This window comes from Streptomyces sp. NBC_01092 (genome assembly GCF_045039535.1).
In the GTDB taxonomy this organism is placed as follows: Bacteria; Actinomycetota; Actinomycetes; order Streptomycetales; family Streptomycetaceae; genus Streptomyces.
In genome coordinates this window covers 10,964,245-10,984,265 of sequence record NZ_CP108659.1, presented here as the reverse complement: position 1 = coordinate 10,984,265, position 20,021 = coordinate 10,964,245, and the positions used below count along the sequence as shown (strand labels likewise).

The 20,021-nt window shown below is 66.4% G+C and carries 11 protein-coding genes and 9 pseudogenes; 11 read left to right on the top strand and 9 right to left on the bottom strand.

The annotated features are described in order from the left end of the window. Positions 1–33: 33 nt before the first annotated feature. The 4 genes from ispG to OG254_RS48875 form a co-directional block, all read right to left on the bottom strand. Positions 34–1,233: a flavodoxin-dependent (E)-4-hydroxy-3-methylbut-2-enyl-diphosphate synthase gene (ispG, locus tag OG254_RS48890; RefSeq protein ID WP_405594639.1), complete on the bottom strand. Its 1,200-nt coding sequence runs from the start codon at positions 1,231–1,233 to the stop codon at positions 34–36. Further along, positions 1,230–3,167: a 1-deoxy-D-xylulose-5-phosphate synthase gene (locus tag OG254_RS48885; RefSeq protein ID WP_405594637.1), complete on the bottom strand. Its 1,938-nt coding sequence runs from the start codon at positions 3,165–3,167 to the stop codon at positions 1,230–1,232. Before OG254_RS48885 ends, ispG begins: the two co-directional genes overlap by 4 nt. A 143-nt stretch (positions 3,168–3,310) precedes the next feature. Further along, positions 3,311–3,634, bottom strand: coding sequence for a cytochrome P450 (locus OG254_RS48880; RefSeq protein ID WP_405594635.1), 324 nt, complete (start codon positions 3,632–3,634; stop codon positions 3,311–3,313). A gap of 1,325 nt (positions 3,635–4,959) precedes the next feature. Further along, the gene (locus OG254_RS48875) at positions 4,960–5,625 is read right to left on the bottom strand and encodes a LuxR C-terminal-related transcriptional regulator (RefSeq protein WP_405594633.1); all 666 of its coding nucleotides are present in this window, start codon (positions 5,623–5,625) and stop codon (positions 4,960–4,962) included. Between the two features lie 1,083 nt (positions 5,626–6,708). On the opposite strand from OG254_RS48875, the pseudogene OG254_RS48870 reads away from it, so the two are divergent. The 3 pseudogenes from OG254_RS48870 to OG254_RS48860 all read left to right on the top strand — a co-directional run. Beyond that, a pseudogene (locus tag OG254_RS48870) lies at positions 6,709–7,472 on the top strand (transposase family protein). A gap of 671 nt (positions 7,473–8,143) precedes the next feature. Further along, positions 8,144–9,111 (top strand): annotated as a pseudogene (locus OG254_RS48865) (IS481 family transposase). 210 nt (positions 9,112–9,321) lie between these two features. Further along, positions 9,322–9,723, top strand: a pseudogene (locus tag OG254_RS48860) (hypothetical protein); the annotation flags it as partial. Between the two features lie 12 nt (positions 9,724–9,735). On the opposite strand, the gene OG254_RS48855 reads toward OG254_RS48860, so the two are convergent. After that, a complete protein-coding gene (locus OG254_RS48855) occupies positions 9,736–9,999 on the bottom strand; it encodes a hypothetical protein (protein ID WP_405595684.1) in 264 nt (87 codons plus the stop codon). Between OG254_RS48855 and OG254_RS48850 the strand changes: the two genes are divergently transcribed. After that, positions 9,928–10,827 carry a transposase gene (locus OG254_RS48850; RefSeq protein ID WP_405595652.1) on the top strand — a complete coding sequence of 300 codons (900 nt, stop codon included), beginning with the start codon at positions 9,928–9,930 and terminating at the stop codon, positions 10,825–10,827. The two genes, OG254_RS48855 and OG254_RS48850, sit on opposite strands and share 72 nt — an antisense overlap. Here the strand turns inward: OG254_RS48850 and OG254_RS48845 are convergent. Then, positions 10,757–11,146: an ATP-binding protein gene (locus OG254_RS48845; RefSeq protein WP_405594548.1), complete on the bottom strand. Its 390-nt coding sequence runs from the start codon at positions 11,144–11,146 to the stop codon at positions 10,757–10,759. The two genes, OG254_RS48850 and OG254_RS48845, sit on opposite strands and share 71 nt — an antisense overlap. A gap of 425 nt (positions 11,147–11,571) precedes the next feature. Here OG254_RS48845 and OG254_RS48840 point away from each other — a divergent pair. From OG254_RS48840 to OG254_RS48820, 5 pseudogenes are all read left to right on the top strand, one after another. Further along, a pseudogene (locus tag OG254_RS48840) lies at positions 11,572–13,010 on the top strand (IS1380 family transposase). A 173-nt stretch (positions 13,011–13,183) separates the two neighbouring features. After that, positions 13,184–13,464 (top strand): annotated as a pseudogene (locus OG254_RS48835) (MMPL family transporter); the annotation flags it as partial. A gap of 794 nt (positions 13,465–14,258) precedes the next feature. Continuing rightward, positions 14,259–15,069 (top strand): annotated as a pseudogene (locus OG254_RS48830) (IS5 family transposase). Positions 15,070–15,194: 125 nt separating this feature from the next. After that, a pseudogene (locus OG254_RS48825) lies at positions 15,195–15,489 on the top strand (transposase family protein); the annotation flags it as partial. A gap of 71 nt (positions 15,490–15,560) precedes the next feature. Continuing rightward, positions 15,561–15,941, top strand: a pseudogene (locus OG254_RS48820) (transposase family protein); the annotation flags it as partial. Positions 15,942–16,047: 106 nt separating this feature from the next. On the opposite strand, the gene OG254_RS48815 reads toward OG254_RS48820, so the two are convergent. Continuing rightward, entirely contained in the window at positions 16,048–16,359 is a 312-nt protein-coding gene (locus OG254_RS48815) for a transposase (RefSeq protein ID WP_405594631.1), read from the bottom strand. Beyond that, positions 16,331–17,611 (bottom strand): ISL3 family transposase, encoded by a 1,281-nt coding sequence (locus OG254_RS48810; RefSeq protein WP_405594628.1) that lies wholly within the window; start codon positions 17,609–17,611, stop codon positions 16,331–16,333. The genes OG254_RS48815 and OG254_RS48810 overlap by 29 nt, the downstream gene beginning before the upstream one ends. 127 nt (positions 17,612–17,738) lie before the next feature. On the opposite strand from OG254_RS48810, the pseudogene OG254_RS48805 reads away from it, so the two are divergent. After that, a pseudogene (locus OG254_RS48805) lies at positions 17,739–18,861 on the top strand (ISL3 family transposase); the annotation flags it as partial. Positions 18,862–19,316: 455 nt separating this feature from the next. On the opposite strand, the gene OG254_RS48800 reads toward OG254_RS48805, so the two are convergent. Beyond that, entirely contained in the window at positions 19,317–19,523 is a 207-nt protein-coding gene (locus tag OG254_RS48800; RefSeq protein ID WP_405594626.1) for a hypothetical protein, read from the bottom strand. A gap of 312 nt (positions 19,524–19,835) precedes the next feature. Between OG254_RS48800 and OG254_RS48795 the strand changes: the two genes are divergently transcribed. Then, on the top strand, positions 19,836–20,012 hold the full coding sequence (locus tag OG254_RS48795; RefSeq protein ID WP_405594624.1) for a hypothetical protein: 177 nt from the start codon (positions 19,836–19,838) through the stop codon (positions 20,010–20,012). The last annotated feature ends 9 nt before the right edge of the window (positions 20,013–20,021 follow it).

Genomic DNA, 20,021 nt, shown 5'->3' with positions numbered 1-20,021 from the left:
TCTGCCCTGCGGCCGCCAGTGATGAGGATGTCGTCATGACCCCTCCCCCGTTTTCGTAGCGTTGTGGCCGACCGGCACAGTTTCGGCGGCATAGGGCTCGGTGGGCTCGGTCAGGCGCAGTGCCTCCTCCACCAGCGCGTCGACGATCTTCGATTCGGCGACGGTGCGCAGGACTTGGCCCTGGCGGAAGATCTGCCCTTTGCCGTTGCCGCACGACACACCGAGGTCGGCCTCACGGGCTTCGCCGGGGCCGTTGACTACGCAGCCCATCACCGCAACTCGCAAGGGGTGAGGGAAGCCGTCGAACGCTGCCTCCACCTGGGCGGCGAGTTTGTGGATATCGACTTGAAGGCGGCCGCAGCCGGGGCAGGAGACGATCTCTAGCTTGCGTGGTCGCAGCCCTAGTGATTGCAGGATGTGGCAGCCTGCCTTGACTTGCTCTACAGGCGGCGCGGACAGCGACACCCGGATCGTGTCGCCGATCCCTTCGCCGAGCAGGATACCGAAGGCGACGGCGGACTTTATCGACCCCTGGAATGCCGGTCCTGCCTCGGTGACGCCCAGGTGCAGAGGGTAACTGCAATGTTCGGCGAGGAGCCGGTTCGCGGCGATCATAGTGAGCGGATCGTGGTGCTTCACCGCGATCTTGATGGCGGTGAAGCCGTGCTCCTCAAACAGCGAGCACTCCAACAACGCCGACTCCACCAACGCCTCGGACGTGGCCGCGCCGTGTTTGGCCAGCAGACGCGGATCCAGCGAGCCCCCGTTCACCCCCAGTCGGATGGGCACCCCAGCCGCCGCAGCAGCCTTCGCGATCTCACCGACACGGTCATCGAACTTCTTGATGTTGCCGGGGTTGACACGGACCGCGGCGCAGCCAGCGTCGATCGCAGCGAAGACGTAGCGGGGCTGGAAATGAATGTCGGCGATCACCGGAATCGGCGACTTCGTCACAATGGCCGGGAGGGCTGCAGCGTCGTCAGCTGAGGGTACGGCGACCCGGACGATGTCGCAGCCGGCGGCAGTGACCTCAGCGATCTGTTGCAGCGTCGCGTCCACGTCCGCGGTGTTCGTCGTGGTCATCGTCTGCACGGAGATCGGTGCGCCCCCACCGACGGGCACCGGACCCACCCACAGCTGTCGGGTCAGACGGCGACGCACTGGAGGCTGAGTCCCATCCTGGGGCGGGGAGGCGGAGGTAGGAGTGGGCAGGCCAAGGTCGATGGTGGTCATCGCGCCCTCCTCAGGGCTCCAGCGGGAGCAGATGTCGGAGTGCGCCGCTGTGCGGGCGCGGCAGGGCCAGCGGCGGCGGGGACAAGGTCGCGGTTGGAGCGGGCCACGAGAACGGCGTTGGTAACCGCCTCCGCGCTTAGCCCGGCCCGCTCCAGCAGCGCCTCCCGGGGGCCGTGGCCGATGAACGCCTGCGGCAGGCCCAGCGTCACCACCGGGACAGTGGCTGCTCGATCATTGAGAGCCTGCAACAGTGCGGTGCCCACTCCGCCCTGGCGCAAGTTGTCCTCGATGGTGACCACCAGCCGGTGACCAGCAGCCAGATCGACCAACTCGGGGTGAACTGGCAGCACCCAGCGTGGATCCACCACTGTCGCCCCGATCCCGAATTCCTCCAACTCCCGTGCAGCCGCGCATGCTTCATGGCCCATTGGGCCGACCGCTACCAACAACACATCTCTGCACCCGGCCGCGCTGCGGTACAGTACGTCCGCTCGGTCGAGACGTTCCACAGTCGGCAGGTCACCCGCGACGTTTCCTTTGGGGAAGCGCAGCAGGGTCGGCCCCTGGTCCACCGCCGTCGCTTCCTCGAGGAGTTCGGTGAGGCGGGCCTCGTCTCGTGGGGCTGCGATCCGCAGCCCGGGCACACTCGCAAACACGCTCAGGTCCCACATGCCGTGGTGGCTGGGCCCGTCCGGGCCCGTTACCCCGGCCCGGTCCAGAACGAAGGTGACCGGGAGATGGTGCAGGGCCACGTCCATGAGGACCTGGTCGAAAGCCCGACTCAGGAAGGTGGCGTAGATCGCGACCACCGGATGCAGACCGCCCATCGCCAACCCGGCCGCACTCGTAACAGCGTGCTGCTCAGCGATCCCCACATCAAACACCCGGGTCGGGAAGCGCTGTTGCATCGCCTGAAGGCCGGTGGGGCGCAACATCGACGCCGTGACCGCGACGATGTCTTTACGCTCGACAGCCAGTTCCAGGAGGCTCTTGGAGAAGACGCTCGTCCACGACGGGCGTGGTTGAGCATGTGGATTACCGGCCCCCGGCACGGGAGGGAGGGGGCGACCGGTGGCTGGATCCACCACACCCACCGTGTGCAGACAGTCCGCCTCATCCTGCTCGGCCGGGGGATAGCCCTTGCCCTTGACCGTCATCACATGCACCACCACCGGGCAGCCCACCGCCCGCGCCTGGCGCAGCGCCTTCTCCACCTCAAGCGTGTTGTGTCCGTCGACGGGGCCGAAATACGAGAAACCCAGGTCGGTGAAGAAGTTCTGGCGCGCTTCCAGCCCCCCGCCAATCTTGATCTGATTGAGGTGGTCGGCAAGAGCCCCAGTGGTGGGGGCGTAGGAGCGGCCGTTGTCGTTCACCACCACGATCACCGGGCGGCCTCGGGCAGCGCCCAGGTTGTTCAGCGCCTCCCAAGCCATGCCCCCGGTCAACGCGCCATCGCCGATCACCGCGACCACCGCCTTGTCCCATTCACCGGCTAGCTGGCAGGCCTTGGCCAGGCCATCCGCGTACGACAGGGCGGTGGAGGCATGCGAGTTCTCCACCCAGTCATGCGCCGACTCGGTCCGAGACGGGTAGCCGGACAGGCCATCGAGCTGGCGAAGCCGCTCAAACTCCGGCCAGCGGCCCGTCAGGAGCTTGTGGACATACGCCTGATGTCCCGTATCGAACACAATGCGATCACGCGGCGAGTCGAAGACCCTGTGCAACGCCAGGGTCAGCTCCACCACCCCCAGATTCGGTCCCAGATGACCGCCTGCCGCACAAACTGTCTCGAGCAGGAAGTCGCGGATCTCCCCCGCCAAGGAAGGCAGTTGCTCTGCCGGCAGACGCTGTACATCCTGCGGGCATGTCAGTTGTGCCAGCAGCGCGCCCGAGGGCACCGCAGGAGAAGCCGGGAACTTGGGAACGGTCACCATGGCAACGTCTCCAGTGTGATGCCCCTGCCGGTGCTCCGGGTGGCTCCAGTGACGGCGACGCGGCCGGAAAGTGGTTTGTCCATGGTCCGGTTCTTTTCTGCTCGGTTCGGCTCTGTCCTGTGTGGTTCAGCGGGCGGTTACGATCAGGGGAAGCGTCTCGTAGTGCATGGTGATCCGGTGCACGCGCTTGACCGCGGCATCCGGGGCCGCTGCTTGAGACCCAATGCGCCAACATGGTGGCCCCGAAGGTCATCGTTTTCCGTCCACGCCAGATTGTTGGCAATGCACATCCGGTTTCCCGCGCCGAACGGCAGATAGGCGCCGCGCGGCAGATCCCGGACCGGTTTACGCACCCAGCGGTCCGGATCGAACCGGTGCGGCTCGGAGAACATGCCCGCGTCCAGGTGCAGCGCGGGAATGCTGCCGAGGAACTGGGAATTCGCCGGGAACTGAGTGCCACCCAACATGACCTTCCTCGCTGGCTCGCCGCATGATGAGCTCGCCGGGCATGTCGAAGCGCAGCACCTCGTTGAGGACGTTCCCCGTGTACCCGAGCTTCGCCATCGGGTACCGCCGCGCCCACGTGATGACGTAGGGAACCTGGTCCCGGGCCATCGCCGCCACTCTGCCCAGGTCCTCCGGTCGGATCCCGCCAGCGGGCGGTCGGCCCCGAGCATGTCGTCGAGGGCGGCGTGCACGATGCGGAAGTAGGGGTCGCTCGTCACTTCCCCTCCTAACGATCACGGTGGGTCATGAGGTGGGCCAGGTACTCCAGGTTCGCGACGGCCCCGGCCACAGGCCGCCCTTCCGGAGCTCACTCAGCGCATGGCCGGCATACCGCTCCACTTCCGGTTCCGCCCAGTCGCCGAGCGGACGGCGCGCGCTGTCTGCTGTACCTCAAGAGGCGTGAGCGAGCGGTCGGGCGCGTACAGTTCGGTCAGCTCCCGCCCCGCCTCCGTTCCCTGAGGAGAGCGCGAACACGAAGGGGAGCGACTTCTTGCGCCGCGGGAGATCCGCACCGGCGGGCTTGCCGGTGACACCGGCGCCAAGTCGAACAGCCGTGCCTTTGCCGACTGTTCAAAATCGGCCCTTTTGGGAGATGCTACGGCGCCGGACCAGAAAGGGTTCGCAGCGTACCCTGCAGCTCGGCCTTTTTCGTCGTCGCCCGCCTCCTGTTTGAGCGGGAACAAGTGGTCGTGAATCTGAAGACTCGGCCATGGACTTCTCTCTTACTCAGTCGAAGGCCAGCGAGGCCCATGACCGCGTGTATCCCTCCTGTCACGCAGCGGCTTCGGCTGCCGAGCAACAGTGAGAGATCATCACATAACCCGCTCACCAACGGTGATGGTGAGGGGATCCCGATTGGATCGCTCATATTATGCGACATCCGCTGGCGGTGCTTGATAGTGGGGCCAATGCATTGAATCTGGTGTTCTGGACAGCAGATAGTGCCCGAAAGTACATTCCAAGCGGTATTGGCTGACGTGTTCGACGGGTGGCGCCCGCAGCGGCACGGAAGCCTTGATGCCGGTCTCCAACGCAGGTCACGTCCGCTGGAATGGTGTATCGACGGCCACTCGGTGATCTCGTTTTCGCGCTCTGCCGCCGCCAGCGCGTTCCGGGAGCGGGCGGTGTGCCCTGAGGCGGGCGGCGAGGAAGCGCAGGGCAGAGATGGACAAGTTGACACTTCATCAGGCTGTGACGCCTTCTTCCAGTACATTTCCGGCCGCTTAGCCTCGATCGTTCATGAGGGTCCGTCAGCAAACTGACGGACCCTCATGAACGATCGAGGTTAGATGAGTCCGGACCGGATGGCGTGTGATACGGCGTGTGTGCGGTTGCGTAGCTTGTGACGTTTCATTGCGTTGTAGAGAATGTTTTTCACGGTGCGTTCGGAGTAGCACAACTTCTGTGCGACCTCTTCGAGATCGAGCCCCTCGGATAGGAGGCGGAAGACGTCGATCTCTCGTTCGGAGAAGCCTGAGGAGGTCAGCCCCTGTGGCGCGAGTACGTCGCGCTGCACTTGCTGCACTTGCTGCATGAGGGCGCCTTGGAGCTTTGGGGGGAAGATACCTTCCCCCTGCATCACCGCCACGATGGCCCGGCCGAACGTGGCAGGCGAGAGGTTCATACGCAAGAGCACGGCTCGTACTCCGTGTTCTACGGCGGTGGATACGTCAGCATCCCATTGCTTGTCCAAAACGAGCATAAAACGGGCGGCGCTGTGTGGCGAGAGGCTTTTGAGTAGCTTCAGCATGGAGGCGTCGGCGTTCTCCACGGCGACTACGAATACATCTGCCTCTTCCGCTGCGTCATGACTGGCCTCGGTCAGCTCAGGGTGTTGCTCCAAGCAGTGGCTGAGGCCAGCGTGGGTGACCATATCGGCGGCGTGTATCCGCACGGCAATCGCCCGTGCGGCTGGGGCGGCCGGGGTAGGAACGGTCATCGCTTTCTTCACAACCTCTCCCTGGGTAGATAGTGCAGGCCTCGACTGATGGCGGGGTTTTGATCACGATATTTAGCTGGGCGCAGACCCTTCCAGGGCAACGTGTGCTGGGCCGTTAGCGGTGAAAGGCGAATGGGCATTGCAGCCGTAGGGCCTTGCCGGCGCCTGGGCGCAATTCCGCACCCCATCGCGAGCCAATGTCCTCCACCGGCATCAGACCCAGGCCGCCTCCGTGTTCCACGTCCGCGTCTGCACGCGTGGGCGCCTGTCTCCGCTGTGGCTCATTGCAGGCTCAGGCAATCCTCAGCAGCCTCCAGACAAGCCGAATGCTCGTCGTCTTCAGATTTGCCCATGCCGCACGAGCTGGTCGCGATCCCGGATCAAGATTCCCGCCTCCACTCTGTTGGGCAGCGGACTTTTCGGGACTTGCCGCGGGATTGCGGTGCGATGAAGATGGCCATGGTTCTCCAGAACTCCGGATTAAGCCGCCGCGTCGCATGCCGTCGCCTCCTGCGGGTCGTCGTGCTCCGCGAGCATTGGCTGTGCGGTGAGGGTGAACCACATGGTTTTGCCTTCGCCGTCGGGATAGACACCTCACGCGCTTGCCAGCCTTTGAGTTCCATGGGTCAGCGCACCCAGGGCTGGTCTCGTCCCGCTGCGTGAGCGTGTCTGACTGCGTTACTCAGCAGCTCGCTGCTAAGGGAAGTGCAGTGGTGTCCGCCGTATCAGTATCGAACCAATTACTCAGGGTCACCTTCGACTGAAGGCGGAGCCCATGAACGTCGGATTCATCAGCAGACGGGATGCTCAGTCGGATGTTACGGGCTGGCCGCCGCCCTCGTCCCTTGCATCCACTCCAGTCTCCGGTACTAGCGGATCTCATGACTTCAGGTTGCTGCAGCGTGGCCCTGGACACATCCGTGGGACTACCGAAGGGACTACCTATCGCGCGCTCGTAGATAGTGGTCACTGAACCGTTTTCATCCTGTCCGATGGGGGTGAAGGTGCAGGTCAGCGGGGTGGTGTGACGAGGCAAGGCTCCTGGTCGTTGCGGTGGTGTTCTCTACGTACCACGCATCGCCCGAGGAGCCTCGCCTGGTCCCGTATCGTGCCACGGCCGACGTGCCGTATGAGCTGGTCGAGCACGTCTCGTCGCTCATCTATGCCCGAAGTGTGAACTCCGCTCGCGATGGATCAAGTTGGGCTGCTTCAAGCAAGCCCTGCCGGCACTGGTACACCTGCGCAGGAACGAGACCCTGCCCCACCTCGCGGCGGGGTTCTGTGTCTGCACCTCAACCGCATGGCGGTACGTACACGAAACTCTTGAGGTCCTGGCCTCCTGGACGCCCGGCCTGCACAAGGCCCTCGTCCGGTTGGGCAAAGGAGACTTCGCCATCGTCGACGGCACGCTCATCCCCATCGACCGCATCGCCGCGGACGAGCCGTACTACTCCCAGAAACACAAGAAGCACGGCATGAACGTGCAGGTCATCCCACGCCCGGACGGCACCCCGCTGTGGTTCTCCCGTGCAATGCCAGGCCGCACCCACGACCTGACCGCAGCGCGCGCACACCGAATCGTCCAAGCCCGCCTCACCCGACAGATCCTGGTGCTGGCCGACCGCGCCTACCAAGGCGCCGGCGCCACCATGCGCACCCCGTACCATCACCACCGCGAACAGCCCGCCCACTACCAGCAGTTCAACCGCGACCACGCCCGACTCCGCACCCCCGGCGAACGCGCCTTCACCCAGCTGAAGTCCTGGCGGCTGCTACGGCGAGCACGCTGCTCCACCCGCCGCATCAGCCGCACGGTCCAAGCCCTCCACACACTGCTGACCTGCGGCTATTCAGGATGAAAACGGCTCACCGGGTGCGCAGCTAGCCCCGGTGGCGCATAGGAACTGCCCGACGCCTGTGAGTGCGCCCGGATAGAGCAAGGACCTGGTCACGGCCACAGGAGTCGCCGACAGCCGGCAGAGCCCTCGTCTCGTTCAGCTCTTGCTGAGCATTGGGTCCGTTGACTCGTGTTTGGTCCCGGGTCGCGGGCGAGGCGGCTGCGGTGCAAGAGCCAGCCGAAGGTGAGCTCGATGGTCCACCGTTTGGGGACCACCTTGAAGCCTTTGGTTCCGGGGGCACGTTGGACGACGTGGACGTCGATGCCCAGGCGGGCGCCGTGGTCGATGGCCTTGGTGCGGAAGTCGGCGTCCACCCAGGCCTTTCTGACCCGGGGGTGGGCGGCAGCGACGCGGAACAACAGTTCGGGGCCACCGGCGCTGTCGGAGATCGTCGATGCACAGGGCCCGGCTGCGGCGCTGGCCGCGCCGGTCGGCCAGGACTGGTCCTGAAAGTCCTGGAACTCCTCGACGGACAGGACTTGGCGGACCTGTCACGCGTTGTCATTAACTCTGCCCGCGTCCGGGCGCTAGCTGTATTGATCACGAGCGTTGTTGACGGTCACGGGTCTTGATCGTGGCGAAGGCCTCCGTGTGTGGTGGAGGTGTCGAATCTTCACCGCACGGAGGCCTTCGTGTCCCACCGTAATGCCCGGTTGACCGTTCACGGCAGGCGGCTGCTCGTCGAACGCGTGTGTTCCGGACGCCCCGCCGCCCACGTAGCTGCCGAGATGGGCATCTCACGAGCCACGGCCCACAAGTGGCTGCGCCGTTGGCGCACAAGCGGCGAGGCAGGACTCATCGACCGCCCCAGCAGGCCACACACGACACCCCACCGCACCCCGGCCACGGTGGAAGCCCACGTGTGCCGGCTGCGACAGACCCGCAAGCTCGGCCCCGCCCGCCTCGGCCCCATCCTGGGCCTGCCCCCATCGACCGTGCACCGCATCCTCACCCGGCACGGACTGAACCGCCTCGCCCACCTGGACCGCGTGAGCGGACAGCCGATCCGCCGCTACGAACGCGACCGGCCCGGCGAACTCATCCACGTCGACGTCAAGAAGCTCGGCCGCATCCCCGACGGCGGCGGCCACAAGGTCCTCGGCCGCCAGGCCGGCCGCCAGGCCGGCCGCATCCGACGCAGCAGCATGGGCTTCGACTACATCCACTCCGCCGTCGACGACCACTCCCGCATCGCCTACAGCGAAATCCACGCAGACGAGAAGGCCGACACCTGCGCGGACTTCCTCCGCCGGGCCGCAGCCTTCTTCCAGGCCGCGGGCATCGACCGCATCGAGCGCGTCCTGACCGACAACGCCTGGCCCTACCGCAAAAGCTTCGCCTGGCAGCAGGCGCTCGCCGACCTCGGTGCGGTCGGCAAACTCACCGCGCCTACCGGCCGCAGACCAACGGCAAGGTCGAACGCTTCAACCGCACCCTGCTCGACGAATGGGCCTACCTACGGCCCTACACCAGCAACACCGAACGCACCGACGCCCTGACAGACTTCCTGCACACCTACAACCACCACCGCTGCCACACCGCACTCGGCGGCCACCCACCCATCACCCGCATCAACAACCCTGCGGGTCAATACAGCTAGCCTCCCCGTTTCAGTTGGGTCGGCTGGGCTGGGCTGACTGGCGTGGGCCGTGGCTGTCGGCGGGCGGGTATGCCTGTGGCCCGGCGCTCGGGTCGGGTGCTCCGGGTTCCTCGGGTTGTGGGTGGGCACATGCAGGAGGGGCCTCCTCAACTCATGGGCTGATGCTCCGGTGCGGAGCACGATGCTTGGTGAGCCACTGTCTTCGGGAACGTGAGGAGACCCCGTCATGGCCATCGTAGGAGGGTTATACGTACATCGCAGGCAGGTCACCTTCGGCTGTCTCGCCAGTGCCACCGGGCAGGTCCGCAGGGGCGGATCGCCCCCGCAACAAGGCAGACGTTCCGGTCGTGGCTTGAGCAACTGGCGGTGCTGGCGGTGCTGGCGGTGGAGGGCTGCACCGGCTGGCGGTTCATCATCGAGGAGTGCCGGGCGGCCGGCGTGGACGTGCAGCTGGCGGAGCCGGCCGACACCGCGTCCGCCGACGGCCCCAAGCACCGGGCCAAGACCGACCGCACCGACGCCCGCAAGATCCGCGAACTGCTCGCCGACGGCCGGCTGCCCCAGTCCTGGATCCCACCACAGCAGGTGCTGGAGATGCGCACCCTGCTGCGGCTCTACAAAGATCTACGCGATGAGCACACCGCCTGGGTGCAGCGCATCCATGGCACCCTCTTCTACCACGGCGTCCCGGCACCAGCCGGAAACCTGCTCGGCGATGACCAGCGGGCCCGGCCGGTTGCCGGAGACGGCCTGTCGCCCGCTGCCCACCAGGCCGCGCGGACGGCACTGCGCACACTCGACGCATTGGACGGCGAAATGACCCCACTGCGCCGCCAGTTGGGCACATTCGCCCGCAGGCAGCCCGGCTGCGCGGCGCTCCTGCAGCACTACGGCATCGGCACCGTCACCGCAGTGGCCATCTGGGCCGAGCTGGGCGACGCACGGCGTTTCTCATCCTCCCGCCAGGCCGTCCGGCACGCAGGACTGGAAGTGACCGTCTACTCCTCCGACAACAAGCGAGCCCCGGCCGCCTCGCCCGGCAGGGTCCACCACTGCTGCGCTGGGCGCTGTTCGAAGCGGCCAAATGCGCGGCCCGGACCAGCGCCCCCGACTACGCCTACTACCAGCAGGTCAAGACTCGGTGCGGCGGCAACCGGGCCGCGTTGTCGGTGGCCCGCAAACTCGTGCGCCGGGCCCCCTGCGCGCACTGGAGGAGGAAGGCATTCGCCCCGGCCTGACGTCTCCCGCAGGCCCCCTGCGGCCTCGTGCCGCCTGACGGCCTCAAAAGACCGAGGGGCCCCACCCCGCGAGCCCGACCCCTTGGATCAGCATGTCGCCAGACCAACGCCCCAGGTGTCTGCGCACCGAGATAAGGCGGGGCCGGCCACGCACCACACTGTCCATCACCCTGCCCATCCGGACTTGACCCAGCCCCTCCAAACAGATATAGGAGCGACCTTGAGCCACCCCAAGCAACTACCTGGCAGAATCTGCGTCGACAGCCGGTGCACCCCGAGGTTCTCGGTCCTGCGCGTCCTGACGCCAGGCAGGCGGTCGGCCGCCACCGAGATCAAATCCCGTTCAGCTCGCTGTCGCCGTTCCAGGATCCGCGTCGGGGAGTACCGCGCTGCCGCAGGTTGGGGTCTCAGGCGGTGGTCGGAAGGGCGGCCCAGTGGGTGGTGCCTTGGGGGTGGGGACGGGTCCCGTGGGCAGTAGTGACGGCGTCGATGATCGCCATGCCGCGTCCGTGTTCGTCGGCCTCGCAGGAGGCCGTCCACGCGCCTTCGCCGACGGCTGGGCCGCCGTCGGCGACTTCGACCCGGAACTGCAGATGGTCAGGCTCGCGGATCAGGTGCAGGGCGAGCGGGGGCCGTGCGTGTTCGACGGCATTGGTGACCAGCTCGGAGACCACCAGCAGCGCCGCCTCGCTCGCCTCCTCGTCCACATGCCAGTCAGCAAGGACCGCGGCGATGACCTCACGCGCAGCACCAGCCGCTTGCGGACGGTGCGGAAGCGACCACGCAGCGTCATCCACTGAGCACAGAGGAGCCAGCCTGATCGCCGACCCCGGCATCGGCGTTCCCCGTCCGTCCGGAGCACCAACGGCAACAACGCTGGACTGGTACCCAGCGGCGGCGCCACCGGTCTGTGCAGGGAGCCTGTCAGCTGTCCTTGCGTACATGAAGACCACTTCCTAGCGGATTCACCTCCTTCAGCCTGTTCCTCCACCAACCCCCGCACACCGAGGAAACTACCGATATGCCTACGTATTCCGCTCGACGAGACCGCCAACATCTGGAACCAAACCCTCGTCGCCGCGCGAAAATCGACGCCTGACCGAAGCAGCGCGTGCAGTGACTCTTACCTAGCCTGCGCGTTTCACTTGCTGCCGTGTCCGGACCGTGTCCGGTTACACGAAAGTGCCTTCTGAGCTGGGATGATGAGGCTTGTCTAGGGCTTCTGTCACCACAGCAGGAAGGCACTTTCTGCGTGCACACTACCCGGTCGCGTCCCAAGCTCGTCGTCTCGGCCGACGGTCGCGGAGTGGTCAGCCACGCAGGATCCCGCCTGCTGGCCGATCTCGCCGACGCCACGGGCCTGACCGGCTCCTTCGCCAACGCGGCTGCGCCGGTTGCAGCCGCGCGGCACCGGCCACGATCCCGGCCGGGTGGCGGTCGACCTGGCGGTGATGCTCGCCGACGGCGGCGAGGCAACAGCCGACCTGACCCTGCTGCGCGACCAGCGCGAGGTATTCGCTCCGGTCGCCTCCACGCCCACCGCTAGGCGCGTCCTGGCCGACATCGACATCCACCACACTCGCGGCACTGCGCACGGCCCGCGCTGCTGCCCGGGAGACCGCCTGGCTGCAGACCGCCGAGACCCCGCGCGGGATACCGGTCTCCCGCGCGGGCGGACGCGACCTGCCCGGCCTGGTCCTGGACCTCGACGCCACCCTTGTCACCTGCCACTCCGAGAAGGAACAGGCAGCCGCCACCTACAAACACGGCTTCGGCTTCCATCCGCTGCTGTGCTTCCTGGACAACACCGGCGAGGCTCTGGCCGGCCTGCTGCGGCCGGGCAACGCCGGCGCGAACACCGCGAACGACCACATCACCGTCCTGGACACCGCCCTCGCCCAGATACCCGATGCCCATCGCCACGGCACCGACATCCTCATCCGCACCGACAGCGCCGGACTCCAAAGCGTTCCTGACCCACCTGCGAAATCTGCGGGCTCGGGGCATCCAGACCCTCTTCTCCGTCGGACACCCCGTCACCGAACCGGTCCGGCGCGCGATCCGGGCCCTGCCCGACCGAATCTGGCACCCGGCCCAGGAACAGGACGGATCCCTGCGCGGCTCAGCCGAGGTCGCCGAGCTGACCGGCATGATCGACCTGGCCGGATATCCCGACGGCACCCGCATCATCGTGCGACGTGAGCGCCCTCATCCCAGCGCCCAGCTCTCCCTGTTCGACCTCGACGAGGGCACACGCCACCAGGCTTTCCTCACCGACACTCCCTTCGCGGGCGGCGGCGGATCCCTCCAACACCTCGAGGTCCGCCACCGCCCACACGCCCGCGTCGAGGACCGCATCCGCAGCGGCAAAGCCACCGGCTTCGACCGTTTTCCCTCCCGGCTCCTCCAGGTCAACGCCGCCTGGCTGGAGCTGTCCCTGACCGCCATCGACCTGCTCGCCTGAACCCGCACCCTGCTGCTGGATGGCGAACTGGCCACCGCCGAGCCGAAGAAGCTCCGCTACCGGCTGCTGCACGCCGCCGCCCGCATCACCCGTGGAGGCCACCGCCTCCGCCTGACGATCTCCGCCACCTGGCCATGGCCGCGAGGCAGGCGAACGCCTTCGCCTGCCTCGCGGCCATGGCGAGACCAGCCACCTGACCAACGGCGCTGCCTCTGCCCACCCACAACCCGAAGAACCCGGAGCACCCGACCCGAGCGCCGGGCCACAGGCATACCCGCCCGCCGACAGCCACGGCCCACGCCAGTCAGCCCAGCCCAGCCGACCCAACTCAAACAGGGAGGCTAGGTTCGGTATTCGAGGTCGAGGCCCCGGCCCGGGGATCTCGATGATGACGATCTTCATGGATGGGGGTGATCGGGCGGGCCATGGACGACGAGGTCTCCCTAGTGACCCGGATGCACGAGGCGTACGTCCACGGGCAGTCACCACGGAACGCGGTCATCAACGGGTTCGAGCGCAGCGCGCAGGTCGTCACGGCGGCAGCCGTGATCATGAACTCGGTTTTCGCCGCATGCATTGGGGCCGAGTGACCACATGATCAAGACCACCGTCTTCGGCCTCGCGGCCGCGGTCCTCTTCGATGTCTTCGTCCAAGAAGCGGGGCTCAAGATCGCTCACCCTCGTGCGGTCAATGGCGTCAACGTCATCCACGCCGTGCACTGAGATCGCCGTTGGCTCATTCTCCTCAAGGCCGGGGCGAGCAAGGAGGCCGAGGGAGTAGAGGAGTTCAGCACCCAGCCGTAGGCGAACCTGCGAGGGTGCGTCGGGCAGGTCGGTCAATACCTCGGCCAGGGCGGCAGTCTTTGGGTTCATGCCGTTGCCTCGCTCTGCCCTACGCAGTTTCCCTTACGCTGGAGCTGTGAGACACGGTGCTGAGCAGGAACAGGGTCAATGCTGCGAGCCAATCCGGCACCGCTGATCCGGTTGCCGTCGTGGGCCTTGTTCCTCGGGGCGCAGCCAGTATTCCTCCCAGGCTCGCAGCTTCGTACATCTGTGCCATATGAGCTCGGATCCATGCCCTCCCCCGCGCGTCGATATCGGAGCGCTGTGACGCCAGCGTTCGCGGTTTGTTGATCACACCGTGCTGCAGGCCACCACCTACTGATGAAAGGCCGAGGGCTACCGTGCTTTCAGGTCCCCCGAGAAGCACGCTCGGTTAGGCGGAACCCCCACTTAACGCGCTCGTGCAATAGCCAACTGGCTTGCCTGGACTCATGCCACACCTCTCGGTCCAGCGGCTGTAGAAGCAGAGTCACTATGCAATGGGAGCTTCGGCGGAGCATCGGAAGAACTACGTATTCGGCTACCTATCCAGCATTGTCGATGCCGCTCCACGCACCCTCTAAGACCGTGTCCTATATGGTCAGTTGGCGGTTGTGTTGGGCATGGGGAGTGGTCGGTGGGGATGGAACGTTCCGGCTGGCTTGTGGGAGTTGGCGAGGCCGTTGCTGCCGCTGGCGCGGGTTCGTCCGCAGGGCGGTGGGGTCGCGAGCATCGTGGATGGGGCGGTGTTTGCCGCGATCATTTACGTCCTGGTCGGCGGCTGTGCATGGCGGGCGTTGCCGCCGTGCTTCGGGGCACCGGAGTCGACTGTGCACCGCCGCTTCGCCATCTGGTCCCGGGCCGGGGTCTGGGGCCGACTGCACCAGAAGGTTCTCCAACTCCTGGACGAGCAGGACCTGGTCGACCTGTCCCGTGCAGTCCTCGAATCAGCTCATGTCCGCGCTGAAAGGGGGGCGAACTTGCAGGTCCGCGCCCCGTGGACCGGGGTAAGCCCGGTTCCAGGATGCAGGTCCTGTCAGATGCGAACGGACTGCCCCCATCGGGCTCTCCGCGGCCAACACCCACGACAGTCTCGCTCTGAAGCCGATGCTGTCCCATTTCCACATGGGACACGGATGCCACGTGGTCGGCTCCAAACCCCGGCGCCTGCACGCCGACCAGGCGTACGACGTCCCTCACCTTCGGCGATGGCTATGGGGCAAGCGCGTTGGCGTCCGGATCGCCCGTAAGTGCATCGACTCCAGCGAACGGCTCGGCCGTCGCCGGTGGGTCATCGAGCGCACCATGTCCTGGCTGACCGGCTACCGCCGCCTCAACCACCGCTACGAGCGGAAACCAGGCAACTACCTGGCCTTTCTCAGACTGGCATCCGCCCTCTGCTGCTACAAGCGGCTCCTCAAACCAACCATGTAAGACACGGTCTAAGGATCTTCAGCGTGGTCGCTGATTGGGTGACTGTCAGGGGCGCGTAGTGGACGAGGCTCTCGGGCAGTTGAGCGAGAGATACGACGTCTCAACTCGGTTACCTGGGGGCCTCGTTGGTTGTCAATCCTTGCGCACTCGACCTGCCGCACGCGCTCGCGGATTGGGCCACGATGCTGATCGTCATCCGTGAGGGTGACCGCCGCTGCAAACTCCCGCCGTCGCAGCGGGCATTGGTAACGCTGGTCTACCTGCGCGAGCACACCATGCTCGCCCAGCTCGCCGCAGGGTTCGGGATCACGCGCAGCATCACCGAACTGCTGACGGCCCGTGCCCCGTCTCTGACGCGGGCACTGCGTCAACCGCTTCGACTACCTCCGGATCGAGGACACGATCGCTGAGTGCAACCGGGAACGAGTCTGTCAAACGAGCGCCCCTGTCTCACTTTCGGTGGTGACGGAGGGTGCTGGTTCATCGTTGACGTGCGGAATGTCAACGAGCTTGTAGATGTGGTGTTTTCGAGGTTGTCGCCGCTGGTCATCGAGGACGTGACGGACGAGGGCGAGCGCATTTTGGTGCGGGCGCGGACGCCTGAGGATCCGATGCCGTGTCCGGGTTGCGGGGCACCGTCCGGGCGGGTGCACGGCTTTCAGCTGCGGACGGTGGCCGATGTGTCGGTGGACGGGCGGCGGGTGGTGGTCCGTGTGCGGGTGCGGCGTCTGGTGTGTCCCACCCGTGGCTGCCGGCACACCTTCCGAGAGCAGGTGCCCGGGGTGCTGGAGCGATACCAGCGCCGCACCGCACGCCTGACCAGGCAAGTCAAGGCCGTGGTCAAGGAGTTAGCGGGCCGGGCGGGGTCACGTTGCAGGCGATACTCGCGATGGGACTGTTGTCGGCGTACACCTGAACGTGGCTCCGGCAAGATTTTCGTGACGTGGGTATGTGCCACTGCGCGCCGGTGACGCTCCGTCACTCGTGGCGGCGTCGGAGGTGGGCCATGAGGACCACGCGGTGGCGGAGAAGGGGGACGCTAGCGCGGCCGGCCATGATTCGCTTCTGGAGCTTGAGGTCGGTGATGCAGCCTTCATTGACGCCGGAGTTGAACGGGGTGGTGATGCCCTGCTCGACTGCCGGTTGGTCCTCGCGGATGGCCTTGGCCAGACTGGCCAAGGGAGCAAGTCGCGACGTCGTGAGCCTCTCCAGCCAGTCCGGCAGCGGTGCGGCGTCTTGGGCATCGAGCATGGCGGCGAAGTCACGGACCAGGTCGTGTGCCGCGTTCAACTCCGAGCAGTGCGTGAGCAGTCGGTTCAGCCGCTCCGATGGTGTGCAGGCCGCGCCTCGGCGGCGTGGTGGTGATCCAACGGGCGACCTGACGGGGTGAAGGCGGCCGCTCGCGCGGCATGTCGATCGGCAGGCCGCGACGCAGTGGCGCGACGGCCATCTTGACCCGCTGATAGTGGCCGCGATAACCCTTGGCGAGCAGCTCCTGGTGCAGCAACTTCGCGGTGTGCTCGCCCTCCTCCCAGCGTTGCCGCAGGTAGTCCATGTACGGATCCAAAGCTGTGGGCTGACGCGGTCGCGGCCGGCGGACGCAGTCTTGCCAGGTGGCGGCCCGGGCGTACTTGCGCACCGTGCGCCAGTCCAGGCCGAGTTCACGGGCTGCCGCGTTGATCGAGCACCCGGTGTCAGTCACCGCGTGCACCGCCTCGAACAGTCGCTTCGCGTGGCGGCGGGCTGGCGTGTCGATCAGGTCGGACGGCGATGCCGGCGTGGCGGGCTCGGGCACTGCGGCCGACAGACAGCCGCGGTGCGCGGCGGCGATGTCTGCGACACGCTTGGAAAGTCCTTGCCACAAGTGAAAGCGGTCGCTGACCTGGGTGGCGTTGGGCGCACCGTCGCTGATGCCCTGCCGGTATTGAAGCGAGCCGTCGCGGCAGACGGTCTCGACTCCGGGATGTTCTCGAAGCCAGGCGGCCAGTTGCTCGGCGTCCCGTCCCGCCCAGAGTGTGAGCGGGAGCCGAGTGTCGGCATCGACCAGCAGGGTGCCGTAGACCTCGGCATACAGCGCGAAGTCGTCCACGCCCAGGACACGGGGCGTGGCTGCTGGTGGCAACGGCATACGCATCAGGTGAAACAGCACGCTGGTGCGAGACATCGGCGCGTTCAAGATCTGCAGTAGCCGGGCGCCGCCTCGGCCGGCGAGCAACACCGCGGCCATCTCCACCAGATGCTGCAGGAGTGGAGTGCGGCGCTGGTAGCGGACCGTCAGCTCGTCGACCTGCTCGGCGAACGTCCGACGGCCGCAGTGCGGGCCGTCGCAGAACAGCCGCCGCACCGACAACCCGATCGACACCGGGCGGCCGCCGACGGCGAGGTCGGCCAGCGTGCGGACATAGCGACTGTGCACCCGTGCAGAGACTCCTGCGCAATCCGGGCAGCCAACCGGCAACTCGCGGGTACAGGCGGAAATACAGACCACACCGTTCTCCACCGCCACCCGCTCCACCCGCACCGCATCCAGGTGCGGGGACACGATCCGTACGAGGTCATCACACTTGCCGACGGTGCCGCCACGAGTGACGGAGCGTCACCGGCGCACGGTGGCACACACCCACGTCACGAAAATCTTGCCGGAGCCAGAGAAGTCCGTACGCCGACAACTGTCGCGTCACACTGCCTTGCGCACCCTGTTGCGCATCCCTCTGCCCACCGGGCGGGTGCCCCGCGTGATCGGGGTCGACGACTTCGCCCTGCACCGGCGGCACCGCTATGCCACCGTGGATCGACGCCGAAACCCACAAGCGGATCGACGTACTTGCCGACCGCACGGCCGACACCCTGAAGGCGTGGCTGCGCGAGCATCCGGGCGTCGAGATCGTGTGCCGGGACGGCTCCGCAACCTACGCCGAGGCCATCCGCCGTGCACTGCCCGGTGCGGTGCAGGTTGGTGATCGCTGGTATTTCTGGAAAAACCTGTGCGAAGCCGCGCTGAGCGAAGTGAAAGCGCCCAGCAGCTGCTGGGCCGCCGTGCTGGACGCACCCCTCTACCACAGGCCCCGCGCACAGACCACCCTGGAACGCTGGCACCAGGTCCACGACTTGCTCGATCAGGGCGTGGGGCTGCTCGAATGTGCCCGCCGTCTGCAACTGGCCTTGAACACCGTCAAACGCTACGCCCGCGCCGATCAGCCCGAGCGGATACTCCGTGTCCCTAAGTACCGTGCCAGCCTGGTCGATACCTACCGAGAACACCTGTGCAAACGCCGCGCCGAGGACCCTGCCCCCGTCCTGCACCTCTTCGAAGAGATCAAAGCCCGAGGGTTCACCGGCTGTCTCAACCTGCTGCACAAGTACATCAACCAAGGACGCGCGGACGCCGACCGCAGCCACATCTCCGCCCGCCGGCTCACCCCGATGCTGCTCACCAGACCCGACAACCTCAAGGCCGAACAACAGCACTTGCTGGCCCGGCTCACCGCGGCCTGCCCCGAGATGACCCAACTGGCGGTCTACATCCGATCCTTCGCCCAGCTCCTGAAGCCTCAGCCAGGGAATGCCGACGCGCTCGAGCTCTGGATCACCCAGGTCCGCGCAGCCGATCTGCCCCACCTGCACGCCTTCGCCCGGGAGCTGGAGCGCGACCTCGACGCCGTGATCGCCGCGCTTACGCTTCCGCACAGCAACGGCCCCACCGAGGGCGTCAACACCAAGACCAAGCGGATCGCACGCCAGATGCACGGCAGAGCAGGCTTCACCCTCCTCCGCCACCGCATCCTCCTCGGATGCGCTGCCCATTGTTACCAACCAGAGGGACTTCCGTGCATCGATTGTGGCGATGCGTAGTACTACTGTCGGAAGTCATTGTATAACTACTCCTACGCACTGGGGACCGTCAACCGTACTAACCCTGCACCGCAAGTTGGCGGACCTGAACGAATCGAGTGAAATATGTCAGCCACATAGGGTGAGACTCTCACCGAAATCAGTAAGGCTGCCGAAAAACTCCGCTCAGCCCGATGGAGAACTCGCCTGTTCCTGGCCCTGCCCTCCGTGATGGTCCGCTGTATCCCTGCGTCGCCTTACGAAGGTGATGCCTGGCGCCCCTGGTCTCTCGTCCCACTTCCCCCTCCCCGGCGGGAGGCCAGGACAACTCCGCGCTCTCCGGAACCGCTCTCCCCCCGCTGGTACCGGAGAGCGTGGTTTGTCCGAGGCATCCGAAATCAACACGTGGAAAGACCCTACGAGTTCGTACGCACGATCACGGCCGGACTTTCTTGAGACCTCCCCAATCCGGGGCGGATGTTGCCGCCGAGACCGCAGTCCAGCTTTGCGTATCCCCACTTACGGTCCCAGGTCACGGGCGGAAGGCCGCGTGCGGCCGCGACCTGGCGTAGGTGCGCGAGCCCGGTGTGGATGTGCGCGCGGGTGCGTTCGGTGGAGGCCATGTCCTGTGTGATAGTCAGTCCGGCGGGGCGGGACTCCTGAAGGGCGTCAAGGATCGCTTCGGCAGGGACGTGAGCGAGGGCTCCCCGCCCCATCGCCTACTCACCCGAGCCCTTCAGCAGGTTCTGGAGCTGATCGTCCAGGTCGTTCCTCGCCGCGGGTGACGGCACTCTCGATCCAGTCGACTGCGGCGAGTACCCGGGCAAGACCCCGCGCGATCGTCATCGCGTTCGGCTTCGTCGTAGTGCTCGCCGCGCAGGTTCGGCACGTCCCGGTACTTCGGCCGGTTCAACGAGTCCCGGCAGGACCGGTGGGTGTTCGGTGACCGCGAGAGCGGACGCTATCTCACCAAATTCGCCTGGACCCGGATCGTCAGAGATCAGTTGGTCATCAAGGGGGCGTCCGTGGACGACCCGGCGCTGACCGAGTACTGGGGCTCGCGGCGACGCAGGAACAAGCCCTCGCTCAGCCCGCGCCTGCCGGGGAGATGATCCCGCCTT

Bases quoted from the DNA above. Each gene is read 5' to 3' on its own strand.
- ispG (WP_405594639.1), bottom strand. From the start codon at position 1,233: ATGACCACCATCGACCTTGGCCTGCCCACTCCTACCTCCGCCTCCCCG.
- OG254_RS48880 (WP_405594635.1), bottom strand. From the start codon at position 3,634: ATGTTGGGTGGCACTCAGTTCCCGGCGAATTCCCAGTTCCTCGGCAGC.
- OG254_RS48800 (WP_405594626.1), bottom strand. From the start codon at position 19,523: ATGGCCTCCACCGAACGCACCCGCGCGCACATCCACACCGGGCTCGCG.
- OG254_RS48850 (WP_405595652.1), top strand. From the start codon at position 9,928: ATGACCCCACTGCGCCGCCAGTTGGGCACATTCGCCCGCAGGCAGCCC.
- OG254_RS48885 (WP_405594637.1), bottom strand. From the start codon at position 3,167: ATGGTGACCGTTCCCAAGTTCCCGGCTTCTCCTGCGGTGCCCTCGGGC.